General features: G+C 68.3%; 23 protein-coding genes. 14 read left to right on the forward strand and 9 right to left on the reverse strand.

What is annotated here, in order from left to right:
- Nucleotides 1-71 precede the first annotated feature (71 nt).
- On the forward strand, nucleotides 72-356 hold the full coding sequence (locus ST3T6A_RS0100105) for a hypothetical protein (protein ID WP_019830846.1): 285 nt from the start codon (nucleotides 72-74) through the stop codon (nucleotides 354-356).
- A gap of 57 nt (nucleotides 357-413) precedes the next feature.
- Here the strand turns inward: ST3T6A_RS0100105 and ST3T6A_RS0100110 are convergent, their stop codons facing one another.
- The 4 genes from ST3T6A_RS0100110 to ST3T6A_RS0100125 all read right to left on the reverse strand — a co-directional run bounded on the left by ST3T6A_RS0100110 (nucleotide 414) and on the right by ST3T6A_RS0100125 (nucleotide 4,688).
- Nucleotides 414-1,121 carry a glutamine amidotransferase gene (locus ST3T6A_RS0100110; RefSeq protein ID WP_019830847.1) on the reverse strand — a complete coding sequence of 236 codons (708 nt, stop codon included), beginning with the start codon at nucleotides 1,119-1,121 and terminating at the stop codon, nucleotides 414-416.
- Entirely contained in the window at nucleotides 1,121-2,524 is a 1,404-nt protein-coding gene (locus ST3T6A_RS0100115) for a nitronate monooxygenase (RefSeq protein WP_019830848.1), read from the reverse strand. The genes ST3T6A_RS0100110 and ST3T6A_RS0100115 overlap by 1 nt, the downstream gene beginning before the upstream one ends.
- Nucleotides 2,525-2,605: 81 nt before the next feature.
- On the reverse strand, nucleotides 2,606-3,748 hold the full coding sequence (locus ST3T6A_RS0100120) for a glycosyltransferase (RefSeq protein ID WP_026359289.1): 1,143 nt from the start codon (nucleotides 3,746-3,748) through the stop codon (nucleotides 2,606-2,608).
- Between the two features lie 52 nt (nucleotides 3,749-3,800).
- Nucleotides 3,801-4,688 carry an alpha/beta fold hydrolase gene (locus ST3T6A_RS0100125; protein ID WP_019830850.1) on the reverse strand — a complete coding sequence of 296 codons (888 nt, stop codon included), beginning with the start codon at nucleotides 4,686-4,688 and terminating at the stop codon, nucleotides 3,801-3,803.
- A gap of 37 nt (nucleotides 4,689-4,725) precedes the next feature.
- Between ST3T6A_RS0100125 and ST3T6A_RS0100130 the strand changes: the two genes are divergently transcribed.
- The 8 genes from ST3T6A_RS0100130 to ST3T6A_RS18945 all read left to right on the forward strand — a co-directional run bounded on the left by ST3T6A_RS0100130 (nucleotide 4,726) and on the right by ST3T6A_RS18945 (nucleotide 12,208).
- A complete protein-coding gene (locus tag ST3T6A_RS0100130; RefSeq protein ID WP_026359290.1) occupies nucleotides 4,726-6,135 on the forward strand; it encodes a protein adenylyltransferase SelO in 1,410 nt (469 codons plus the stop codon).
- Nucleotides 6,136-6,181: 46 nt separating this feature from the next.
- Nucleotides 6,182-7,594 (forward strand): succinylglutamate-semialdehyde dehydrogenase, encoded by a 1,413-nt coding sequence (astD, locus tag ST3T6A_RS0100135; RefSeq protein ID WP_157602230.1) that lies wholly within the window; start codon nucleotides 6,182-6,184, stop codon nucleotides 7,592-7,594.
- An 85-nt stretch (nucleotides 7,595-7,679) separates the two neighbouring features.
- Complete coding sequence (cobA, locus tag ST3T6A_RS0100140) at nucleotides 7,680-8,471, forward strand: uroporphyrinogen-III C-methyltransferase (RefSeq protein WP_026359292.1); 792 nt, start codon at nucleotides 7,680-7,682, stop codon at nucleotides 8,469-8,471.
- Nucleotides 8,468-8,764, forward strand: a complete 297-nt coding sequence (locus ST3T6A_RS0100145) for a DUF2849 domain-containing protein (RefSeq protein WP_019830854.1) — start codon at nucleotides 8,468-8,470, stop codon at nucleotides 8,762-8,764. The genes cobA and ST3T6A_RS0100145 overlap by 4 nt, the downstream gene beginning before the upstream one ends.
- Before the next feature lies 1 nt (nucleotide 8,765).
- Nucleotides 8,766-10,400, forward strand: coding sequence for a nitrite/sulfite reductase (locus tag ST3T6A_RS0100150; protein WP_019830855.1), 1,635 nt, complete (start codon nucleotides 8,766-8,768; stop codon nucleotides 10,398-10,400).
- Nucleotides 10,393-10,818 carry a DUF934 domain-containing protein gene (locus tag ST3T6A_RS0100155; RefSeq protein ID WP_019830856.1) on the forward strand — a complete coding sequence of 142 codons (426 nt, stop codon included), beginning with the start codon at nucleotides 10,393-10,395 and terminating at the stop codon, nucleotides 10,816-10,818. Before ST3T6A_RS0100150 ends, ST3T6A_RS0100155 begins: the two co-directional genes overlap by 8 nt.
- Nucleotides 10,811-11,581: a phosphoadenylyl-sulfate reductase gene (locus ST3T6A_RS0100160; protein WP_019830857.1), complete on the forward strand. Its 771-nt coding sequence runs from the start codon at nucleotides 10,811-10,813 to the stop codon at nucleotides 11,579-11,581. Before ST3T6A_RS0100155 ends, ST3T6A_RS0100160 begins: the two co-directional genes overlap by 8 nt.
- A gap of 99 nt (nucleotides 11,582-11,680) precedes the next feature.
- Nucleotides 11,681-12,208, forward strand: coding sequence for a hypothetical protein (locus ST3T6A_RS18945; RefSeq protein WP_019830858.1), 528 nt, complete (start codon nucleotides 11,681-11,683; stop codon nucleotides 12,206-12,208).
- A gap of 49 nt (nucleotides 12,209-12,257) precedes the next feature.
- On the opposite strand, the gene ST3T6A_RS0100170 is transcribed toward ST3T6A_RS18945, so the two are convergent.
- The gene (locus ST3T6A_RS0100170) at nucleotides 12,258-12,674 is read right to left on the reverse strand and encodes a nuclear transport factor 2 family protein (RefSeq protein ID WP_019830859.1); all 417 of its coding nucleotides are present in this window, start codon (nucleotides 12,672-12,674) and stop codon (nucleotides 12,258-12,260) included.
- Complete coding sequence (locus tag ST3T6A_RS0100175; RefSeq protein ID WP_019830860.1) at nucleotides 12,671-14,191, reverse strand: replicative DNA helicase; 1,521 nt, start codon at nucleotides 14,189-14,191, stop codon at nucleotides 12,671-12,673. The genes ST3T6A_RS0100170 and ST3T6A_RS0100175 overlap by 4 nt, the downstream gene beginning before the upstream one ends.
- A 159-nt stretch (nucleotides 14,192-14,350) precedes the next feature.
- On the opposite strand from ST3T6A_RS0100175, the gene ST3T6A_RS0100180 reads away from it, so the two are divergent.
- From ST3T6A_RS0100180 to ST3T6A_RS0100190, 3 genes are read left to right on the forward strand one after another with little or no spacing between them, the layout of a single operon-like run.
- Complete coding sequence (locus tag ST3T6A_RS0100180; protein ID WP_019830861.1) at nucleotides 14,351-14,833, forward strand: UPF0262 family protein; 483 nt, start codon at nucleotides 14,351-14,353, stop codon at nucleotides 14,831-14,833.
- Between the two features lie 2 nt (nucleotides 14,834-14,835).
- Nucleotides 14,836-15,303 carry a cytidine deaminase gene (locus tag ST3T6A_RS0100185; RefSeq protein WP_157602227.1) on the forward strand — a complete coding sequence of 156 codons (468 nt, stop codon included), beginning with the start codon at nucleotides 14,836-14,838 and terminating at the stop codon, nucleotides 15,301-15,303.
- 1 nt (nucleotide 15,304) lies between these two features.
- Nucleotides 15,305-15,997 (forward strand): HAD family hydrolase, encoded by a 693-nt coding sequence (locus ST3T6A_RS0100190; RefSeq protein WP_026359293.1) that lies wholly within the window; start codon nucleotides 15,305-15,307, stop codon nucleotides 15,995-15,997.
- A 106-nt stretch (nucleotides 15,998-16,103) separates the two neighbouring features.
- On the opposite strand, the gene ilvD is transcribed toward ST3T6A_RS0100190, so the two are convergent.
- The 3 genes from ilvD to ST3T6A_RS0100205 form a co-directional block, all read right to left on the reverse strand.
- Entirely contained in the window at nucleotides 16,104-17,957 is a 1,854-nt protein-coding gene (ilvD, locus tag ST3T6A_RS0100195; protein WP_019830864.1) for a dihydroxy-acid dehydratase, read from the reverse strand.
- Between the two features lie 74 nt (nucleotides 17,958-18,031).
- Nucleotides 18,032-18,328, reverse strand: coding sequence for a putative quinol monooxygenase (locus ST3T6A_RS0100200; protein ID WP_019830865.1), 297 nt, complete (start codon nucleotides 18,326-18,328; stop codon nucleotides 18,032-18,034).
- Nucleotides 18,328-19,107, reverse strand: coding sequence for an enoyl-CoA hydratase (locus tag ST3T6A_RS0100205; RefSeq protein ID WP_019830866.1), 780 nt, complete (start codon nucleotides 19,105-19,107; stop codon nucleotides 18,328-18,330). Before ST3T6A_RS0100205 ends, ST3T6A_RS0100200 begins: the two co-directional genes overlap by 1 nt.
- Before the next feature lie 147 nt (nucleotides 19,108-19,254).
- On the opposite strand from ST3T6A_RS0100205, the gene leuC reads away from it, so the two are divergent.
- Together leuC and leuD are read left to right on the forward strand one after the other, a co-directional pair.
- On the forward strand, nucleotides 19,255-20,691 hold the full coding sequence (leuC, locus tag ST3T6A_RS0100210) for a 3-isopropylmalate dehydratase large subunit (RefSeq protein ID WP_019830867.1): 1,437 nt from the start codon (nucleotides 19,255-19,257) through the stop codon (nucleotides 20,689-20,691).
- Nucleotides 20,691-21,290: a 3-isopropylmalate dehydratase small subunit gene (gene leuD, locus ST3T6A_RS0100215; RefSeq protein WP_019830868.1), complete on the forward strand. Its 600-nt coding sequence runs from the start codon at nucleotides 20,691-20,693 to the stop codon at nucleotides 21,288-21,290. Before leuC ends, leuD begins: the two co-directional genes overlap by 1 nt.
- Nucleotide 21,291 lies beyond the last annotated feature (1 nt).

A 21,291-nucleotide genomic window follows, 5' to 3' on the forward strand; every position in this document is an offset into this window, starting at 1 on the left:
ATCGCTCAACCGTTTTCCGCCCTGTGCCCGCGTGCTATGCTCGCCGGCAGAGTGTTCGAGAGGGAGTTGTTATGAAGCGCAAGATCCTGCTCGGCGGCCTCGTTGCCGCTGCCATGGCCGGGGCGCCGGCTTATGCGCAAAGCTCGGGCCAGCTCCTGAAGGGCGGCGCGATCGGTGCGGGCGCCGGTGCCGTCGCGGGCGCGATCATTCCGGGCATGTCGGTCGGCACCGGTGCGCTCGTCGGCGCGGCCGGCGGCGCCGCCATCACGGCGCTGAACCACCGCCACCATTATTATCACGACCGCTATGGTCGCCGTTATTATCTGGATAAGCGCGGCCGCCGCATCTACCGCTGACGCCGGCTTGAGGAAGGGCGCGACCCCTCGGGGGTTCGCGCCCTTCTTCTGTCCGGTTCAGGCCGGCAGCCGCCGGAGCCACTCCCGCAGCATCCGCTGCCCCGCCCGCGCTGCCTCGCGGCCGAACCGGGCATGGTCTCCGCGGATGACCTCCGCCGAGCTTCCCGCGCCGCGGAGATAATCCGCATCCGCCGTCAGCCAGCGGTCGATGCCGTCGTCGATATCGCCCATCTCGGGATGGCATTGCAGCGCCAGCACCGAAGCGCCCAGCGCGAAGGCCTGCGGGAAATGCTCAGTCTCGGCGAGCAGCACCGCGCCTTCCGGCACGTCGAAGCCATCGCCATGCCAGTGCAGCACCGGCGCCCCCGCCAGCGCCGCCAGCGGGGAGCCCCGCCCCGCCGCCGTCAGCGCGATGGGCGCGAAGCCCACCTCCCGCACAGGACCGGGCGCGACCTTCGCCCCCAGCGCCGCCGCGATGAGCTGCCCACCGAGGCAGACGCCCAGCGTCGGCCGCCCCGCCGCGAGACGTTCCGATAGCCGGGCGATCTCGCCCTCCATCCACGGATGCCGGTCACGCTCGGGCACGCCCATCGGGCCGCCCATCAGCACCAGCAGGTCCGGCGAGAGGAAGCCGGCCGTCTCGAACCCCGGATCGCCGAGGCAGAGCCGTTCGATGGCATAGCCCGCATCGGCCAAGGGGCCGGCGAACGCCGCCGGCCCCTCATGCGCGACATGCTGGACGACGAGCGCCCGCTTGCCCGTCATCAATCGCCCGTCAGGATGCGATCGACGAGCTGCTTCACCGTCGGCACGAAGCCGTTCGAGTAGAACGGGTCCTGCTTGAAGCGATAGGCGGCATGACCCGCGAACATCAGGTTGCGCTCGACGTCGCCGCCATGCGCGATCTCCTGAAGCGTCTTCTGGATGCAGAAGCTGCGCGGATCGGCGAGGCGACCGGTCGAGTTCGTGTCATTGTCCGCCCAGGAGGAGAAGCCGCACTGGCTGAGGCAGCCCATGCAGTCGGCCTGATCCTTGCGGATCACCTTCATCTCTTCGGGCGTCACGAAGACGAGCGTGTTGTCCGGCGTCTTGAGCGCGACGGTGAAGCCGTGGCCATACCATTCGCGCGCGCGCAACAGGTCGTTGCGCGTGACCCAGAAGCTCTTGCCCTTGACGCCGACGTCGAGCTGGAACTGGTGATCCCCCGCCGCCTCGCCCGAGAAGGCGATCTGACGCTCGGAGCGCTCCTCCAGATTGCGCAGGAAGGGATTGCGCACCGCCGACGAATAGAAGCCGGTCGGCGAGAAGCGGTGCAGCAGCACATCGCCCTCGTTCAGCGTCATCAGGCGCTGCTTCCAGGCGTCCGGGATCGGGCTTTCCTGCGTGAGCAGCGGCCGCGTGCCGAACTGGAAGGCGATGGCGCCCAGCTCGGGATTGTCGATCCAGTCGTCCCACTCGCGCAGGAACCAGACGTTGCCGGCCATGACGATCGGCGTGGTGTCCGGGATGCCGCCCTCGCGCATCGTCTCGCGCAGCGCCTTCACGCGCGGATAGGGATCTTCCGGCTTCAGCGGATCTTCGGCGTTGGACAGGCCGTTATGGCCGCCCGCCTTCCACGGGTCCTCATAGACCACCGCCGCGAGCCAGTCCGCCGCCTTGTGATAGGCGCGCTTCCACAGCGCGCGGAACGCGCGGGCGGAGCTGACGATCGGCAGGTAGCTCACCTGATGCTCGGCCGCGATCTCGGAGAGCTTGTAGGGCATGCCCGCGCCGCAGGTGACGCCCGAGACGAGCCCCCGCGTGCGCTCCAGAACGCCCTGGAGCACGCGCTGCGCACCGCCCATCTCCCACAGCACGTTGATGTTGATCGCGCCCTTGCCGGAGGCAAGATCATAGGCGCGCTTCACCTGCTCGACGGCGCCGTCGATGGCGTACTGGATCAGCTCCTCATGCCGCTCGCGGCGCGTCAGCGCGCGATATATCTGCGGGATGATCTTGCCTTCATGATCGTAGCTGTCGGCGTTCACCGCCGACACAGTGCCGATGCCCCCCGCAGCAGCCCACGCCCCCGAACTCATATGATTGGTCGCCGAAACGCCCTTGCCGCCCTCGACGAGCGGCCATACTTCGCGGCCGCCGTACAGGATCGGCTGCAAACCTTTGAACAAATCGTCCTCCGTCCCGGAACTGGACCCCGGCGGGTCTTTAGCAGGAAGCGCGGGATTGCGCTCCTTAATATTGCCTTGATGTCAGGATAACGCTCCGGAGCGGCCCATGGCCTCCTCATAGAGCGTCCGATAAGCCGCGATCATTGCCTCCTCGCCATAGCGCGCCCAGGCGATCTGCCGGTTCGCGGAGCCGAGCCTGTGGCGCAGATCGCGGCTGGCGATCAGGCGGCCCAGCGCCTCGGCGAGGCCAGGCTCGTCCTCGGGCGGCACGATGTAGCGGCGGTTGCCCGGCGCGACCATGGAGGCGACGTCGCCCACCTCGGTCGCCACCACGGGCAGGCCGGCGGCCATCGCCTCGACCAGGGATATCGGGAACTGCTCGCTGTCGGAGGACAGCGCGAAGATGTCGAAATGCCCGACATAACGCGCCGCATCGGGCAGGAAGCCCGGCAGCAGCAGCCGGTCGGCCACGCCCTCGGCCTGCGCCGCGGCGAGGACGGCATCGCGCTCCGGCCCCTCGCCTACGATCACCAGCCGCCCGCCCTGCCCCGATCGCGCGAACATGCGGACGAGGCGCGGCAGGTTCTTCACGCCACGCAGGCCCGCCATCGTGCCCACCACCACGTCGCCCGAGGCACGGCGGAAGCTGGGGATGGAGTCCGGCTCGGGTTGGCCAGCGTATCGCTCCAGCGGCACGCCGTTGGGAATGCGGCGGATGCGGGCGGCAGGGCGCCCCCAGTCGATCCGGGCGATCCGCTCCAGCCGGGCGGACGGCACCACGGTGCGATAGGCGGAGCCCAGCGCGAGGCGGCGGAACAGGATGCGCGAGCGCTTCTGCCGGACCAGTTCGTCCGCGTTGAAGCCATCCTCATGATGGACCAGCGGCGGCAGCCCCATGCCCCGCGCATGAAGGCGATGCGCCATCACCCCGTCCATCGCCCCCCAGTTGTAGCTGAGCACGAGGTCGAAACCGGTCATGTAGCGGGCGAGCTGGCGATAGCGGCCGAGACCGGGCCGCCCCGCGAGCGAGGGCGCGTCGTCACCCCCCGGAAAGCGAACGGCGATGCCCGGATCGATCGCGTGGCGCGCGCCCAGCGCATCGGGGACGGCGCTCAGCACCACATGCTCCGCCGACGCGCCAAAGGCATTCATCAGTCGAACCGCACGCGCCTCCTTCCCACCCAGCGAAAAGGTCGAATGGAGATGAAGGACTCGTACCGACATGACCCCAACGGCTTATGCCATTCGGGCGATGAACCGAAGGTGGCTGATCGTCCTACTGTCCTGTGATGATACGACTGAGCAGCCTGTCGATTGCCGCTACAGAATCCGGTTCGTCCAGCGCCGGGGCGTGGCCGACGTCCGCGACGGTGGTGACATCGAGGCCCGGCAGGCGCCGCGCCATCTCGTCCGCCGTCGCCGCCGTCAGCAGATCGCTCCGCGCGCCGCGCAACAGCGCCACCGGGCGGCCCGCCAGCGCCTCGAAGGCCGGCCACAGGTCCACCGGCGGCGCGTCCGCCGGCACCTCGCGGATCGGCTCGGCGATGCGCATGTCGTAATCGAACACGATGCGCCCCGCCGAGGTGAGGCGGCAGACACGCTTGGCCATCGCCAGCCAGTCGCGCAGATCGTAGCGGGGATAGACGTCGCGCTGCGCCTCGGCGAGCGCACGGGCGGCGTGGAGCCAGGTCGGCCAGCTCGCGCTCTTGCCGACATAGGTGCGAATGCGCGCCATGCCGGCAGGATCGATCACCGGGCCGATATCGTTCAGCAGCACGCCGGCCAGCCGCTCGGGCGTGGTCGCCGCGATCAGCATGGCGAGGATGCCGCCGAGCGAGGTGCCGAACAGCACCACCTTGTCGAGCTTCAGCGCCACGAACAGCGCGCCGATGTCGAGCACGTAGGACGGCGGCGCGTAAGTGGAGGAATCGGGCGCCGGCGGGCTCTCGCCCCGGCCGCGCAGGTCGATCGCGATCACGCGCCAGGCGGGCGACAGCCGCTCCTCCACATCCGTGAAATCGCGCGCGTTGCGGGTCAGGCCGGGGACGCAGAGGATCGCCGGACGCCCCTCCGCCTCAGGCCCGCCGGGATAGTCGCGGTAATGGAGCTTGAGCCCGTCGGTCGTCTGCCACCAACCGTCTTCGTAAGGCTGCGATACGGCCATGCTTGTCTCCCATGCGCGGCGCGCCCCATATCGCGGCATGGCCACTTCCCCGCAAGCACCCTCCGCCTTCCGCCCCGAGGCGCGCATCCTCTCTCTGGGCGACGCATTCTACGATCGCGTGACGGCGGCCAATTTCCCGGCGACCATCCTGCGCTTCCGCAACGATCGCGCGGCGGCGGAGGTGGGGCTGGACGGTCTCAGCGACGCCGAGTGGATCGAGCGTTTCGGCCGCTTCCAGCCCTTCGAGGGATCGCTCGAAGAACCGCTGGCGCTGCGCTATCACGGCCACCAGTTCCGCCAGTACAACCCCGAGCTGGGCGACGGGCGCGGCTTCCTCTTCGCCCAGATGCGCGGCCGCGATGGCCGGCTCATGGACCTCGGCACCAAGGGCTCGGGCCAGACGCCGTGGAGCCGCTTCGGAGACGGCCGCCTGACGCTCAAGGGCGGCCTGCGCGAAATCCTCGCCACCGAGATGCTGGAGGCGCTGGGGGTCAACACCTCGCGGACCTTCTCACTGATCGAGACGGGCGAAGCGCTCCATCGCGGCGACGAGCCCTCCCCCACCCGCTCGGCCGTGCTGGTGCGGCTCTCCCACGGGCATATCCGCATCGGCAGCTTCCAGCGTCTCGCCTATCTGAACGATGCGGCGGGCACTGAAGCGCTGGTCCGCTATTGCCTGGAGGAGCTGTACGGCGAGCGGCCCGGCGAGCACCCGGCGCTCCGCCTCTACGAGCTGGTGGTCGGGCGAACGGCGCGGCTGGCGGCGTCCTACATGGCGGCGGGGTTCGTCCATGGCGTGCTCAACAGCGACAATATCGCGATCACCGCCGAGAGCTTCGACTATGGCCCATGGCGCTTCACGCCCTATTGGGACCCGAGCTTCACCGCAGCCTATTTCGACCAGACCGGCCTCTATTCCTTCGGACGCCAGCCGCAGGCGATCCATTGGGACGCAGCCCAGCTCGCCCTCTCGCTCACCGCGATGGAGCCGGTGGAGGCGCTGGCGCCCATCCTCGACCACTTCCCCGCGCTCTACGAACAGGCGCTGGCCGACGCGATGCTGAAGCGCCTCGGCGTGACACCGCGGGGCGAGGCCGAGGACATCGCGCTCACCGATGCGATCACCCGCGCGCTCCAGCAGAACACCATCACCATCGACCGCTTCTTCTTCGACTGGCGGGGCGGAGCCCGGCGCGCGGCCTCTCCCGACGAGGCGGCCTATGACCATCCCGTCTTCCGCCCCTTCGTCGAAGCGGTCGCGGACTATCAGCCGACGGTGTCGCTCGATCATCCCTATTGGGCCGACGCCGAACCATGCTCGATGCACATCGAGGAGGTCGAGGCGATCTGGGCGCCTATCGCGGAGGCCGATGACTGGTCGCGCATGGAACGAAAAGTGAAGGAAATCCGTCGTATGGGGGACGCCATGGCATCGCCGCGCCCTTGACCGGGCAGGGCAAAGAATGCTGGGTAAGCAGTTGGACAGGCGAGCAATTCCACCCATGCTGATTTCGACCGAACCCGCCACCGGCGCCACCCTCTGGAAGGGTGCGGAAGGCGATCCCGACGCGGAGGTGGCGGCGGCGCGCGGCGCGTGGGCGGAATGGGCCGCCCGCCCGCTCACCGTGCGCATCGAGGCGCTGCGTCGCGTCGCCAACATGATCCGCTCGCGCGCCGACGCCTTCGCCGAGCTGATCGCGCGCGAGACCGGCAAGCCGCTGTGGGAGGCGCTCACCGAGGTGCAGTCGGTGATCGCCAAGGTGGACATCTCGGTCAGCGCCTATTCGGAGCGGACCTCCCAGCGGAAGCTCGAAGGGGCGATGCAGTCCCGAACCGCGCTGCGCCACAAGCCGCATGGCGTGCTGGCGGTGCTAGGGCCGTTCAACTTCCCGGCACACCTCCCCAACGGCCATATCGTCCCCGCGCTGATGGCGGGCAACGCGGTGGTGTTCAAACCGTCCGAGAAAGCCCCGGCCTCCGGCGCCTTCCTCGTCCAATGCTTCCATGAGGCGGGTATCCCCGAAGGCTGCCTCCGCCTGCTGGTCGGCAGGCCAGAGACAGGGCAGGCGCTCGCCCGGCATCCCGGCGTCGATGGCGTGCTCTTCACCGGCTCGGTCCGTGCGGGCCAGGCCCTCCACCGCCAGTTCGCCGAGACGCCCCACAAGATGCTGGCGCTCGAAATGGGCGGCAACAATCCCATCGTCGTGTGGGAAACGCCGCATCTCCACGCCGCCGCCATCCTGTGCGTGCAGTCGGCCTATCTTACCGCCGGTCAGCGCTGCACCTCCGCGCGCCGCCTGATCGTGCGCGACGGGATGCACGAGCCGCTGCTCGACGAGATCGCCAAGCTCGTCGGCCGTCTCGTCATCGACGAGCCGCTCGCCAAGCCCGCGCCCTTCATGGGGCCGGTGATCGACAATGATGCGGCCGATCATCTCCAGAATGCCTGGCTCGACCTCATCATGCGCGGCGGCCGCCCGATCCACCATCTCCAGCGGACCGATCCCGACCGCCCCTTCCTCACGCCCGGCCTGATCGACGTCACCGACATGGACAAGCGCGCCGACGAGGAGCTGTTCGGCCCGATCCTCCAGATGATCCGCGTGCCGGACTTCGACGCCGCGCTGGCCGAGGCCAACGCCACCCGATACGGCCTGTGCGCCTCGCTCATCACCGATCAGCCGGCGCTTTACGAGCGCTTCTGGTCGGTCGTCCGCGCCGGCATCATCAACTGGAACCGGCCGACCAACGGCGCGCCCTCCAATGCGCCCTTCGGCGGCATCGGCCTCTCCGGCAACCACCGCCCCAGCGCCTACTATGCGGCGGACTACTGCGCCTATCCGGTCGTCTCGGGCGAGGCGGAGACGATCCGCGCCTCGATCGGCGTGGGCCTGCGCGACTCCTAACGCGGGCACCGCCCCAAGCTCTTCTAGCCCGGCCCCAAGATGCTTTCGGTTGTGACGCGGCGCGTCCTGCCCCATCTCCCGCATCATGGCATCCTTGTTGGACCCCTCGGCGCGCGGGCGCGTCATCCTCGTCGGCGCCGGACCCGGCGATCCCGGCCTCCTCACCCTGAAGGCGGTGGAGGCGCTGCGCTCGTGCGATGTGGTCGTCCATGACGGGCTGATCGACCCGCGCGTGCTGGATTATGCGCCCGAGCACGCCCAGCGCATCTCGGTCGCCAAGAAGCGCGCGCGCCACACTTTGCCTCAGGAGGCGATCAACGCGCTGATCATCGCGCATGTCCGCGCGGGCTCGATCGTGGTGCGGCTGAAGGGCGGCGACCCCTTCGTCTTTGGCCGTGGCGGCGAGGAAGTCGAAGAGGTGCGCGCGGCGGGCCTTCCCGTCGAGGTGATCCCCGGCGTGTCGGCGGCGCTCGGCTGCGCGGCGGAGGCGATGCTGCCCTTGACCCATCGCGACTGGTCGAGCGCGGTCAGCTTCGTCGCCGGCCAGTGCAAGGGCCTCTCCGAGCAGAACTGGTCCGGCCTCGCCGGCAAGGGCCGCACGCTCGTCATCTACATGGGCGTCGCCAACGCCGACGCGATCGCGGACAAGCTGATGGCCGACGGCGTCGACCCGGCGCTCCCCGTCGCGATCATCGAGAAGGGCACGCTGCCCGGCCATCGCGCGCTCAGGACGCTGCTGGCGGACCTCGGCGACATGGTGGCGCGCGAGACGGTCGAAAGCCCCGCGATCATCGTCGTGGGCGAGGTGGTGGTGCTGTCCGATGCCGAGAACCGGCTCGCGACGCTGGCGGCGCAGGCGGAGGCCCTGAAGGCATGAAAATCGCGACCGGAAACGACCTCGCCACCGGCGACGTGGTGTGGTGGGACGGCGAAGGCTGGACCCGCCATATCGAGGACGCCGCCGACGTCGGCGAGAATGGCGCCGCCCTGATCGCGCGCGAGGAAGCCTCGCGCCGCGTCAACGTGCCCTACATCATCGACGCCGAAATGACCCCGCGCGGCCCCCGCCCCGCCCATATCAAGGATCGCATCCGCGCCTATGGGCCGACGGTGCGCCTCGACCTGAACCGCGTTCCCATCGATCCCGCGACCGGAAGCTGGGTGATCTGACATGTACCGCTACGACCAGTTCGACCAGTCGATCGTCGACGCCCGCGTCGAGGAGTTTCGCGATCAGGTGGCCCGCCGCCTCTCCGGCGCGCTCAGCGAGGACCAGTTCAAGCCGCTCCGGCTGATGAACGGCCTCTATCTCCAGCTCCATGCCTATATGCTGCGCATCGCCGTGCCCTATGGCACGATGAACAGCCGCCAGATGCGGATGCTGGCGCATGTCGCGCGCAAATATGATCGCGGCTACGGCCACTTCACCACGCGCCAGAACCTCCAGTTCAACTGGATCGAGCTGAAGGACGCGCCCGCCATCCTCGCCGATCTGGCGAGCGTGCAGATGCACAGCATCCAGACGAGCGGCAACTGCATCCGCAACACCACGTCGGATCAATATGCCGGCGCCGCGCACGACGAGGTGACGGACCCGCGCCCCTGGGCCGAGCTGCTCCGCCAATGGTCGAGCTTCCACCCGGAGTTCAGCTATCTGCCGCGCAAGTTCAAGGTGGCGGTGATCGCCTCCGACGAGGATCGCGCGGCGATGCGGCTGCACGACATCGGCGTGCAGATCGTCCGCAACGAGGAGGGCGCACTCGGCTTCAAGGTGTTCGCCGGCGGCGGCATGGGGCGCACCCCGATGATCGCGCCGCTCATTCGCGAGTTCCTGCCCGCCGAGCATTTCATCAGCTATCTGGAAGCCTGCCTGCGCGTCTACAATCGCTACGGCCGGCGCGACAACATCTTCAAGGCGCGCATCAAGATCCTCGTCCACGAGATCGGCGCGGCGGAATATGCGCGCCAGGTCGAGGAGGAATGGGCGCATGTGAAGGCGCTCAACCTCGATCCGCCGATGAGCGAGTTCGACCGCATCGCCGCTTACTTCGCCCCGCCGGCGTGGGAAGAGGGCCTGTCGGACGAGCTCGACCTGTCGGACCCGGAGTTCAAGGCCTGGGTCGACCAGAACGTCTTCGGCCACAAGCAGCCCGGCTATGCGATCGCGACGATCAGCCTGAAGCCGGTCGGCGGCATCCCCGGCGACGCGTCGGCCGAGCAGATGGACCTGATGGCCGATCTTGCCGAGCGCTACAGCTTCGACGAGCTGCGCGTCACGCACGCGCAGAACATCACCTTGCCGCATGTGAGGAAGGCCGATCTCCACGCGGTCTGGCAGGCGCTGAAGGACGCCGGGCTCGCCACCGCGAACCTCGATCTCATCAGCGACATCATCGCCTGCCCCGGCCTTGATTACTGCTCGCTCGCCAACGCCCGCTCGATCCCGCTCGCGCAGAAGATCGCGGAGCGCTTCGCTCCACTCGACCGCCAGCGTGATCTCGGCGAGCTGAAGCTCAAGATCTCGGGCTGCATCAACGCCTGCGGCCACCACCATGCCGGCCACATCGGCATCCTCGGCGTCGACCGGAAGGGCACGGAGAACTACCAGCTCCTGCTCGGCGGTTCGGGCGCGGAGGACGCCAGCCTCGGCCGCATCACCGGCCCCGGCTTCGACGAGGACGGCGTGGTCGACGCGATCGAGCGCACGCTCGACAAGTATCGCGCCGTCCGCGAGCCCGGCGAGCGCTTCCTCGACACCTATCGCCGCGTCGGGTTCGAGCCCTTCAAGGAGGCCATCTATGGTTGAGGCCCTGCGCTATCGCGACGACAGCGCGCATGAGGAGCCGGCCGTCACCCTCGACGCCTTCCTCGACCAGACCAACGCCACCGCCGTGCGGCTGGAATCGGACGAGGACGCCCGCGCCCTCATCCCCTATCTCGACCGGCTGGCGCTGATCGAGATCGCCTTCCCCACCTTCCGCGACGGGCGCGGCTATTCCGCCGCCTCGATCCTGCGCGAGTCGGGCTACAAGGGCGAGCTTCGCGCCGCGGGCGACGTGCTGATCGACCAGATCGGCCATATGCGCCGCTGCGGCTTCGACGCCTTCGCGCCGGACAAGCCGCTCGATCCGGCCGCCGTGGAGCGCGCCTTCCGCCGCTTCCCCTTCTCCTATCAGAAGGCCGAGGACGGGAGGGTGCCCGTCTGGGCGCTGCGCCGTGGCTGAGGCGGTGCGCACGCGCGACGTGATCGAGACGGGGCCGCGCCACACGCCCGCCGACGTCATCCGCCTCAACACCCGCTTCGCCGGTTCGGCGCCCGCCGATGTGCTCCGCGCGGCGCTGATCGAGAGGCTGACCGGCCGCACGGCGGTCGTCTCCTCCTTCGGCGCGGAATCGGCGGTGCTGCTCCACATGGTCGCGAGCATCGATCCGGCGACGCCGGTGATCTTCCTCGATACGCTGAAGCATTTTCCCGAGACGCTGGCCTATCGGGACCAGCTCATCGAGCGGCTAGGCCTTACCGATGTGCGGACGATCCGCCCCGACGCCGAGCGCCTCGCCGCCCGCGACGCCACGGAACTACGCTGGTCCTACGATCCCGACGGCTGCTGCGAGATCCGCAAGGTCGAGCCGCTGTCCCGCGCGCTTGCCGATTTCGACGCCACCATCTCGGGCCGCAAGGGCTTCCAGTCGACCACGCGCACGCACATCCCCGCTTTCGAGATGGACACGAGCGACGCCGCCGGCCGGATCAAGCTCAACCCGCTCGCCGGCTGGACTAAGACCGATCTGGACGCCTATTTCGAGGCGTACGATCTGCCGCGTCATCCGCTGGAGGCGCAGGGCTATCTGTCGATCGGCTGCTCGCCCTGCACCAGCGTCGTGCAGGAGGGCGAAGACCCGCGCGCCGGTCGCTGGCGCGGCTGGGACAAGGTGGAGTGCGGCATCCACACCCCCGCCGACGGGCCTGACCAGCCGAGCTTCTGACCCCCATCCAATCCAGTTACGACCGGATCAACGGAAGCTTTAGGATTTTCTGCGAGAAGCCGCCCCGGGAGTTTTCAGGGTCTCGGGGGAGCAACCCGCATGACGAGTATTTCAGGCAATAGCTGGGGTTCGGGCATCCAGGCCCTGCTCCAGAAGCAAGTGACGGCGGGCACCATCCCGTCGGGCGATCAGTCGGCCCTGTCGTCGGCGATCAACGACATCGGCAACGCGCTCCAGTCCGGCGCGTCGACGGCCACGTCGATGAAGGATCAGGTCGGCAGCGCGATCGACGCCGACGTGTCGAGCGGCAAGCTCACCACCGATCAGGCGAGCGAGCTGAAGGGCCTGTTCGCCAAGGCGCACGGCCATGTCCACCACGCCCATGGCGGCGGCGGAGCCTCGGCGCTCGACAGCCTCTTCTCCGACGACAGCAGCACCGATCCGACGAGCACGGCCACATCGACCGATCCGCTCACCAGCGTGGCGAGCAGCGCGCACAACGCGCTCGACGGGCTGACCTCGTTCGTCTCCAGCCTGCGCTCGGCGGTGTCGTCCAACGGCCTCTACGGCGCCGGTGGCGGCACGGCGGGCAGCCTGGGCTCCATGCTGATCAACGCCTTCGCCTGATCGAACCCGGCCGCCTCGTTCGCCTGTCCGGGCGAGGCGGCTTCCGGGCTCAGGGCCGCGGCAGGCTCGTCACCTGCGTGTAGACGACGACCCAGCGCCCCTTCCGCCGCGCGAAGGCGTCCACATAGCGGAAGTGCGAGACGAAGGGCTTTCCGTCCTGCGTGCCGCGTTCGATCCCCTCACCGCTCACCACGCCGCCATCGGCACCCTGCGGCTCGACCCGATGATGCAGGATGACGAACGGCTCCAGGACCTCGCCCGGCGTCGTGGCGCCCGCGATGAAACCGTCACGGCCGAGCGCCTCGCCCTTGCCCGTCACGAACAGGAAATCCGGCGCCAGAAACCGCTCCAGCGCCGCCCGGTCATGGTGGAATTGCGCATCGTCGAAGGCCTGCGCCGCCTCGGCCAGCGTGCCGCGCTGCGCATCGGGCGCGGCGGCGAGCAGCAGGGCGGCGAGCACGATCATTCGAGATCCGGCACGACGTAACCCGAATCGACCAGATCCGAGAAGCGCGTGATCTTGGCGTCGAACTTCACCGGCACGGTGCCGGTCGAGCCGTGACGCTGTTTCGCCACCACGACCTCGGCGATGCCGTGGACGCGGGCCATGGCGCGCTGCCAGTCCTCGAACGCCGCCACTTCGCCCGGCGTGTCGCCCGCCTCCACCGAAGCCTCCTTGGGCTTGGTGAAGTGGACATAATATTCCTCGCGATAGACGAAGAGCACGATGTCGGCGTCCTGCTCGATCGAGCCGGATTCGCGAAGGTCGGACAGCACCGGCCGCTTGTTCTCGCGCTGCTCGACCTGACGGCTGAGCTGGGAGAGCGCGATCACGGGGACGTGCAGCTCCTTGGCGAGCTGCTTCAGGCCACGCGAGATTTCCGAGATTTCCTGCACGCGGTTCGACTCGCCGCCCCGCCCCGAGCCCGAGAGGAGCTGGAGATAGTCGACGATGATGAGGTCGATCCCGCGCTGGCGCTTCAGGCGGCGCGCACGGGTGCGCAGCGCCGCGATGGTGAGGCCGGGCGTGTCGTCGATATAGAGCGGCAACTGCTCCAGCTCGGCCGCCGCGCGGGCGAGGTTGCGAAAATCGTGTTGCGAGATCTTGCCCATGCGCAGGCTCTCGCCGCTGATCCCCGAGCTTTCGGCGAGGATACGCGTGGCGAGCTGGTCCGCCGACATTTCGAGGCTGAAGAAGGCCGTGCCGGCGCCCAAGGACTTCTCCGGCCCGATGCCGTCCGCCTTGTCACGCATCAGCCGCTGGGCGGCGTTGAACGCGATGTTGGTGGCGAGCGAGGTCTTGCCCATGCCGGGGCGTCCGGCGAGGATGATGAGGTCGGAGCGGTGCAGGCCGCCCATCTTGGCGTTGAGGCTGTCGAGGCCGGTCGTGATGCCCGAGACATGGCCACCGCTGTTCAGCGCACGCTCGGCATTCTTCACGGCCTCGGTGGCGGCCTGGAGGAAGCTCTTGGTCGAGCCCTGCTCGCCGCCCTCTTCGGCCACCTTGTAGAGCGCGACTTCGGCCTGCTCGATCTGCGTCTTGGGATCGACCTCGTCGGAGGTGTCCATCGCGCTCTCGACCATGCCCCGCCCGACGCCGACCAGCGCGCGCAGCAGCGCGAGGTCGTAGATCTGCGTCGCGAAGTCCCGCGCGCCGATCAGCGCCGCGCCCGAGCCGGTGAGCTGCGCCAGATAGGCCGGTCCCCCCAGTTCCTTCATCGCCTCGTCGCTCTCGAACAGCGGGCGGAGCGTCACCGGATTGGCGATCATGTTCTTGTCGACCAGCCGGAGGATCTGCTCGTAGATTCGCCCGTGCAGCGGCTCGAAGAAATGTTCGGCGCGCAGCTTCACCTGCACGTCCTCGCAAAGCCGGTTGTCGATCATCATCGCGCCGAGCAGCGCGGCCTCCGCCTCGATGTTCTGGGGCAAAGCGGGTGCGTCCGCCTCACCGGCGGGGGGCATGATTCGATAGGGTTCGGCCATCCCCCTTCATCCGCCTGTCTGCGCCCGGGCTCAACCGCGCGCACAGGGATATCCCCGTCCAAAGCGAATCGGCCCACGATTCCATCCACAGACTTCTGCCCAAACGGTGGATAACAGGCCTCTCGCCAAGCGGCACCGGACCCGATAACCCAAGTGTGCATGAGTGACCCGCGGATCATCGACATCACACTCGACGAGCGCACCATCCTGTGGCGCAACGCGGATATCGAGCAGGAGCGCAAGGTTGCCCTGCTCGATCTGCTGAACGATAATTATTTCAAGCCCTTACGTGCCGCATCGGATGGCTATGAAGGGCCATACAAGGTGGCGCTGCGCGTCGAGGAAGGGCGGCTCGCGATCGACATCCAGCGCGCCGACGGATCGCCGGTCGAAACGATCGGCCTCGGGATGATGCGCTTCCGCCGCTCGATCAAAGATTATTTCGCGATCTGTGACAGTTATTATCAGGCGGTTCGTCAACAGACGCCGCAGCAGATCGAGACGGTCGACATGGCGCGCCGCGGCCTCCACAACGACGCCGCCGAGCTGCTCCGCGAGCGGCTGGACGGCAAGATCGAGCTTGATTTCGATACCGCGCGGCGGCTCTTCACGCTGATCTGCGTGCTGCATATCCGGGGATAAAGGTGACGGAAGTTTCGGTGGAAGAAGTGGGCGTCGCGGTGCTGGTCGACGCGGCACGGGCGGCGGCGCGCCATGCGCACGCGCCTTACTCGCGCTTCGCGGTGGGCGCGGCGCTGTTGATGACGGACGGGTCGATCGTCACCGGCACCAATTTCGAGAATGCGAGCTACGGCCTGTCGCTCTGCGCCGAGACGGTCGCGCTGGCGACGGCGAACGCGCAAGGTCGGTTGGCGGACGTGCTGGCGGTTGCGGTAATCGGCGGAATGAAGGGCGCGGACGGCCTCCCCGTCGGCGACAAGCCCGTCGGCCCGTGCGGCCGCTGCCGCCAGGTGCTCAACGAAGCCGCGCAGATGGGCGGGCGCGACCTGCCGGTGTTCTGCGCCTCTGCGGATGGCGTGACGGTCGAGCGGCACATGCTCTCGGCGCTGCTGCCCCATGCCTTCGGGCCGGCAGATCTGGGGCTCGCCTGAGATGCCGATCGAACTGATCTGCCTCGATGCCGACGACACGCTGTGGCATAATATGCGCCACTTCGACGCGACGCAGGCCATCTTCGCGGACCTGCTCGCCCCCTTCGCCGACGCGGGCGTCAGCCGCGAGCAGCTCACCGCGATCGAGATTCGCAACCTCAAGCTCTACGGCTATGGCGCCAAGAGCTTCACCCTCTCGATGATCGAGACGGCGCTGGAGCTGGCCGGCGACCGCCTCACCGATCGCACCATCGCCGACATCCTCGCGGCGGGGCGCGAGTTGTTGGCGCATCCGGTGGAGCTTTTCCCCGGCATTGAGGCGGCGCTCGACGTGCTCGGCGCGCAGGCGCGGCTGGTGCTCGTCACCAAGGGCGATCTGCTGCATCAGGAGACCAAGCTCGCCGCCTCCGGCCTCGGCGACCGCTTCTCGGGCGTGGAGATCGTCAGCGACAAGAATGCCGACACCTTCCACCGCCTCTTCGCCCGCCACGGCGTCGCGCCCGAGCGGGCGGTGATGGCGGGCGACTCGCTGCGCTCCGATGTGCTGCCGGCGCTGTCGGCGGGGGCGTTCGCGGCCTATGTCCCGCACGACATCGTCTGGGAGCATGAACGCGCCAACGAACCCGTCGGCCACGAACGCTATCGCCGCTTGAGCCACCTCGCCCAGCTCGGCGACTGGATCGCGGGGCTTTAGCTTTTAACCGTCACCCCGGACTTGATCCGGGGTCCAGCTTCTTCCGGCGTCAGAAGAAGAAGCGGGATGCCGGATCAAGTCCGGCATGACGGTTGGGAAGAACCTCTCAGCCCCGCTCCACTTGGCTCACGTCCCGCACCGCGCCGCGCGCGGCGTTCGTCGTCATCGCCGCATACGCGCGCAGCGCCGGCGACACTTCGCGCTTGCGGCCGAACGGCTTCCACGCCTTGGCGCCCTTGGCCTCCATCGCCGCGCGACGCTCCGCCAGCGCGGCGTCGTCGAGATCGAGGCGGATGACGCGGTTGGGGATGTCGATCAGGATCGGATCGCCCGTCTCGACCAGCGCGATCAGCCCCCCCTCGGCCGCTTCCGGCGAGACATGGCCGATCGACAGCCCGGAGGTGCCGCCCGAGAAGCGCCCGTCGGTGATGAGCGCGCAGGCCTTCCCCAGCCCCTTCGACTTCAGATAGCTCGTCGGATAGAGCATCTCCTGCATCCCCGGCCCGCCCTTCGGCCCTTCGTAGCGGATCACCACCACGTCGCCCGCGACCACCTGATTGCCGAGGATACCGGCCACCGCCGCGTCCTGGCTCTCATAGACGCGCGCCGTGCCGTGGAAGGTGAGGATGCTCTCGTCCACGCCCGCCGTCTTCACGATGCAGCCCTCGGGCGCGAGATTGCCGAACAGCACGGCCAGCCCGCCATCCTTCGAGAAGGGATGCTCGGTCGAGCGGATCACGCCATCCTTGCGATCGGTATCCAGCTCCTTCCAGCGCGCGGACTGGCTGAACGCCGTCTGCGTCGGAACGCCGCCCGGCGCCGCGCGGAAGAAGGTGCGGACATCCTCGCTGTTGGTGCGGCCGATGTCCCAGCGGGCGAGCGCATCGCCCAGCGTGGGGGCATGAACGGTCGGCTGCGAGGCGTCGATCAGCCCGCCGCGCTCCAGCTCGCCGAGGATCGCCATGATCCCGCCCGCGCGATGGACATCCTCCATGTGGACGTCCTGCTTGGCCGGCGCGACCTTGCAGAGGCAGGGCACGCGGCGGCTGAGGCGGTCGATGTCGGCCATGGTGAAATCCACCCCCGCCTCCTGCGCGGCGGCGAGCAGGTGGAGCACCGTATTGGTCGATCCGCCCATCGCGATGTCGAGGCTCATGGCATTCTCGAACGCCGCGAAGGTGGCGATGTTGCGCGGCAGCGCGGTCGCGTCGTCCTGCTCGTACCAGCGCTTAGCGAGGTCGACGATCAGGTGCCCCGCCTCGCGGAACAGCTTCTCGCGATCCGCGTGGGTGGCGAGCGTCGAGCCATTGCCCGGCAGCGACAGGCCCAGCGCCTCGGTGAGGCAGTTCATCGAATTGGCCGTGAACATGCCCGAGCACGAGCCGCAGGTCGGGCAGGCCGAGCGTTCGATCGTCTTCACTTCCTCGTCGGTGTAATGCTCGTCGGCGGCGGCGACCATCGCGTCGACCAGATCGAGCGCGACCTCCTTGCCCTTCACGACGACCTTGCCGGCCTCCATCGGCCCGCCCGAGACGAACACCGCCGGGATGTTGAGCCTGAGCGCCGCCATCAGCATCCCCGGCGTGATCTTGTCGCAATTGGAGATGCAGACGATCGCGTCGGCGCAATGCGCGTTGACCATGTACTCCACGCTGTCCGCGATCAGCTCGCGGCTGGGCAGCGAATAGAGCATCCCGCCATGGCCCATGGCGATGCCGTCATCGACGGCGATGGTGTTGAATTCCTTGGCGACTCCACCCGCCGCCTCGATCTCGCGGGCGACGAGCTGGCCGAGATCCTTGAGGTGGACATGGCCCGGCACGAACTGGGTGAAGCTGTTGACGACGGCGATGATCGGCTTGCCGAAATCCTCATCCTTCATGCCCGTCGCGCGCCAGAGTCCGCGCGCGCCCGCCATGTTGCGGCCATGGGTGGTGGTACGGGAACGATAGGCGGGCATGGACGGTCCTCAATGAATGAGGACCGGCCTTGCGCAACCTTAGGTCGAAATGTCAACCAACAATTGAAACGATATTACGCGGCGACATCGATCTCCTCGACGACCGTAACCTCGGGCGGCCCGGCGAGCAGATCCGCCGCCGTAGCGCGGAAGGCGACGTAGTGCGGGGCGTTACGATGCGCCTCGACCGCGTCATGATCCTTGTAGAGTTCGTCGATCACGATCCGCTCGCCGCCCTTCTCGCGCCAGGCGTCGTAGCGCAGATTGCCGGGCTCGCCGCGCGCACCGGCGACGGCGGTGCGGACGGCGGCTTCCAGCTCGGCCTCGCGGCCTGGCTTCGGGGTGACGAACGCGACGATCTTGACGGGCATCAGGGCTTTCCTTCGCGACGGAAAATGGGGGGACGCTTTTCAAAGAAGGCGGTGAAGGCCTCCCGTGCTTCCGCGGACTGCATGCATTCGCGGAACAGGCGGCTTTCCTCGTCCATCCGTGCCTTGATGGGGGCGAGGTCGCCCTTCATCAAGCGGCGGGTCTGCGCGAGCGCCTGCGGAGGCTTGGCCGCCAGCGCCGCCGCCTTGGCGCGGGCATGGGCGAGAAGCTGGTCCGCCGGCACGATCGCCGTCACCAGACCGGCCTTGTCGGCGCTCTCGGCGTCCATCGGCTCGCCGAGCAGAAGCATCTGCGCTGCCTTGGCATGGCCCATCCGCATCGGCGCGAGCAGGCTGGACGCCGCCTCCGGCACGAGGCCGAGATTGACGAAGGGCGTCAGGAAGCGAGCGTCCGGCGCCGCATAGACAAGGTCGCAGTGGAGCAGCATCGTCGTCCCCACGCCCACCGCGAGGCCCTGCACCGCCACGACGATCGGCTTCTCGAAGGTGGCGATAGCGCGGACGAAGTCGAACGCGGCCGAGCCGCCCTCGGGCCCGCTCTGGAAATCCTTGAGGTCGTTGCCCGCGCAGAAGTCACCGCCCTTGCCTGCGATCAGCACGGCGTCCACGTCCGCCCGCTCCATCGCCTCGCCGAGCGCCGCGGTCATGGTGCGATACATGGTGGCAGTGAGCGCGTTCTTCTTGTCCGGGCGATCGAGATGAAGCTCGATGACGCCGCCCGTCTCGATGGTTTCGATGCCTTCGCCGAGTTGCACGGTCATGGACTCGCTCCTTTACGTTTACGGAAAGGTTAGCGCTTTGACGCCGCCAAGGGAACAGCCGTTCGGCGCACGAATATTCCGGCTTTACGCTCCTCAAGGACATAAACGGAGACAAGCCCGCCCCCGCGCGCTAGAGGCTGCGCCACTATGGCAACCGAGTCCAAACCCCGCACGCTCTATGAGAAGATCTGGGACGCGCATGTCGTCTCGCAGCGCGAGGACGGCACCGCCCTCCTCTATATCGACCGCCACCTCGTCCATGAGGTGACGAGCCCGCAGGCCTTCGACGGCCTTCGCGCGGCGGGTCGCAAGGTGCGCCGCCCCGATCTCACGCTTGCGGTGCCGGACCATAATCTGCCGACGACGGCCCGCGTCGACGGCGCAGGCCATCGCCTGCCCATCGCCGATCCGCAGTCCGCTGAGCAATTGTCGGCGCTGACCCGCAACACCACCGAGTTCGGCGTCGAGTTCATCGACGAGCTGGCGCCCGAGCAGGGCATCGTCCACGTCATCGGCCCGGAGCAGGGCTTCACCCTGCCCGGCACCACCGTCGTCTGCGGCGACAGCCATACGGCGAGCCATGGCGCTCTGGGAGCGCTCGGCTTCGGCATCGGCACCTCCGAAGTGGAGCATGTGCTCGCCACGCAGACGCTGCTGCTCAAGCGCTCGAAGTCGCTGGAGGTGCGCGTCGATGGCCCGCTCGGGCCGGGCGTGACGCCGAAGGACGTGGCGCTCGCCATCGTCGGCGCGCTCGGTGCGGGCGGCGGTGCGGGCTATGTCGCCGAATATACCGGCTCGGTGTTTCGCGAGATGTCGATCGAGGGGCGGCTGACCGTCTGCAATATGTCGATCGAGGCGGGCGCGCGCGCCGGCCTCGTCGCGCCCGACGACAAGACCTTCGCTTATCTCAAGGACAAGCCCCGCGCGCCCAAGGGGGCCGACTGGGATAAGGCCGTCGCGTGGTGGCGCACGCTCGCGACCGATCCGGGCGCTGTCTACGACAAGACGATCGTCATCGACGCCACCGCCATCGCGCCGCTGGTGACATGGGGCACGAGCCCCGACGACGTGGTGTCGATCACCGGCATCGTTCCCGATCCGGCCGACCTCTCCGATCCGGCGCGTCGCGCGGCGGCGGAGAAGTCGCTGGCCTATATGGGCCTCACGCCGGGCACGCGGATGCAGGACGTGGCGGTGGACCGCATCTTCATCGGAAGCTGCACCAACAGCCGCATCGAGGATCTCCGCGCCGCCGCCGCCATCGCGCAGGGCCGCCATGTCGCGGCGAATGTGAAGCAGGCGATGGTGGTGCCGGGGTCGGGCCTCGTGAAGCGTCAGGCCGAGGCCGAGGGGCTCGACCGCATCTTCATCGAGGCGGGCTTCGAATGGCGCGAGCCGGGCTGCTCGATGTGCCTCGCCATGAACCCGGACAAGGTGCCGGCCGGCGAGCGCTGCGCGTCGACCTCCAACCGCAATTTCGTCGGGCGTCAGGGACCGGGCTCGCGCACGCACCTGCTCTCGCCCGCCATGGCCGCTGCCGCTGCGGTGACCGGCCACCTGACCGACGTGAGGGAGTTCGCCTGATGCGCCCCATCGACACCATCGAGGGCAAGGCCTACCCGCTCGGCCGCCCGAACATCGACACCGACATCATCATCCCCGCCCACTGGCTCAAGACGGTGACGCGCGAGGGCCTCGGCAAGGGCGCCTTCGAGACGATCCGCGCCGAGCCCGGCAATGTGTTCGACGATCCGCGCTATGCCGGAGCCCCGATCCTGATCGCGGGCGACAACTACGGCTGCGGCTCCAGCCGCGAACATGCCGCCTGGGCGATGGCCGACATGGGCATCCGCGCCGTGATCGCGCCGGGCTTCTCCGACATCCACGCCGGCAATGCCTTCAAGAACGGCATCCTGACCGTCGTGCTCCCTCAGGAGCAGGTCGACCGGCTGCTGGAGGTGGCAAAGGAGCACCCCATCTCGATCGACCTCGAACATCAGACGGTGACGACCCCCTATCAGGATCGCTTCCGCTTCGAGATCGACGCCTTCCGCAAGGATTGCCTGCTGAAGGGTCTCGACGAGATCGGCATCACGCTCGAACTCGACGCCGCCATCGCTGCGCACGAGGCGAAGGCGCATGTCGAGACGCCGTGGGTGGAAGGCGCCGCGAAGGCCGCCTGAG

The organism is Sphingomonas sp. PR090111-T3T-6A (assembly GCF_000383095.1).
GTDB lineage: Bacteria > Pseudomonadota > Alphaproteobacteria > Sphingomonadales > Sphingomonadaceae > Solisphingomonas.